Raw genomic sequence first — 1,332 nt, 5'->3', positions numbered from 1 at the left:
CTAATAACAATAAACATAATAAAAGGGCGCGTAAGCGCTCTTTGTTTATGCTTTCAACTCGATGGTTTAATACGCCACCGATTTTGAATCAAGCCTAGGAAGAGTGATCACGTTTCGAATTCCTCATAAAAAGGTCAGAAAGCATAACATGAAGCCATAAGTTAAATAGGCGGCTATGAAAGAGCAAAAAATTTCACCTATCTCCGTTTTGGATCAAAGCCCAATGTTTGTCTCTGGGGTGATGCAACGGATGTATCGCAACCGAGCGCAAGCAGAGTTATGTCGTCAAAATCAGATGACCTTAGAGATGGCCAGTGCGTTGGCAGCGTTAGAAGAGTTTCAGCCCATGAGTCAACAAGCGTTAGCCGATGCCGTTCTGACCGAAAGAAGCGTTGCAAAGCGCATGGTCGATAACTTGGAACAACGTGGTTTTGTGTGCGTTTCGAAGAGTGAGGCGAACCAACGACTGAAAATGCTCAGTTTGACGAAAGAAGGTGAAGCAACGATTAAGAAAGTTCATCAAATAATGAGGAACTTACAGCGCGAGTTCTTCTCTTGTTTATCAGAAGATGAGTCGGCAGAGTTTTTTCGTTTGGTAAGGAAAATGACATTAGCCAATCATTCGTAAGCGTTTTCTCTGCGTTAAATCTAAGCCTTTTTGTAAAGCCTCAGCTATATTCTGAGGCTTTTTTATTTCATTTTTCAGATCAAACCGTACGATTTTAGAACCACAATACCGAACGTGCAGGTGACGGTTGAAAGCACTGTTGTCAAAGCAATAATGTTGGCTGCCAGTACCGCGTTTCCTCCCATTGAGCGGGCCATGACGTAACTCGCCGCCGCAACGGGCGAGGCATTCATGAAGAATAAAATCCCCAACTCAATACCTCGAAAACCAACAAAATACGCGCCTAACGATATCAACACTGGGGCGACAATCAACTTGTAACTGCTTGCAAACCAAGACGGGCCTTTTTCCTTTCTCATCAAACTAAAATCCAACGACCCGCCTGTACATAACAATGCGAGCGGCAACGTCATTTTCGACAGATAGTTACCCGCATCAATGACTACGTTTGGAACCGGAATCGACAACAAGTAGAAAAGCATACCTAAAACGATGGAGATGATAAGCGGGTGCTTCGTCAGTGTTCTTCCCATCATTTTTGCTGCTTGAGAGGCAGACGTAGCGCCTTTGGGTGACAGGCAGATCACCGCTTGAACGTTGTAGATAAACGTGGTGATGGCGACATAAAGAGCAGCTAATGCGACACCCCGTGAACCATAAGCATTAGCAACGTATGCAATGCCGATAATGCCAGTGTTGGCGCG

At 44.7% G+C, this 1,332-nt stretch carries 2 protein-coding genes; one reads left to right on the top strand and one right to left on the bottom strand.

What is annotated here, in order from left to right:
• Positions 1-175 precede the first annotated feature (175 nt).
• Positions 176-628: a MarR family winged helix-turn-helix transcriptional regulator gene (locus R7M72_RS24850; protein ID WP_318056431.1), complete on the top strand. Its 453-nt coding sequence runs from the start codon at positions 176-178 to the stop codon at positions 626-628.
• Between the two features lie 74 nt (positions 629-702).
• Here the strand turns inward: R7M72_RS24850 and R7M72_RS24845 are convergent.
• The coding region (locus R7M72_RS24845) for an AEC family transporter (RefSeq protein WP_318056430.1) at positions 703-1,332 on the bottom strand (630 nt) is incomplete at its 5' end.

The organism is Vibrio sp. YT-18, assembly GCF_033337345.1.
GTDB classification, from domain to species: Bacteria; Pseudomonadota; Gammaproteobacteria; order Enterobacterales; family Vibrionaceae; genus Vibrio; species Vibrio alginolyticus.
The sequence above is the reverse complement of the archived record's forward strand: the minus strand, read 5'-3'. Positions and strand labels throughout refer to the sequence as shown.

Bases quoted from the DNA above. Each gene is read 5' to 3' on its own strand.
- R7M72_RS24850 (WP_318056431.1), top strand. From the start codon at position 176: ATGAAAGAGCAAAAAATTTCACCTATCTCCGTTTTGGATCAAAGCCCA.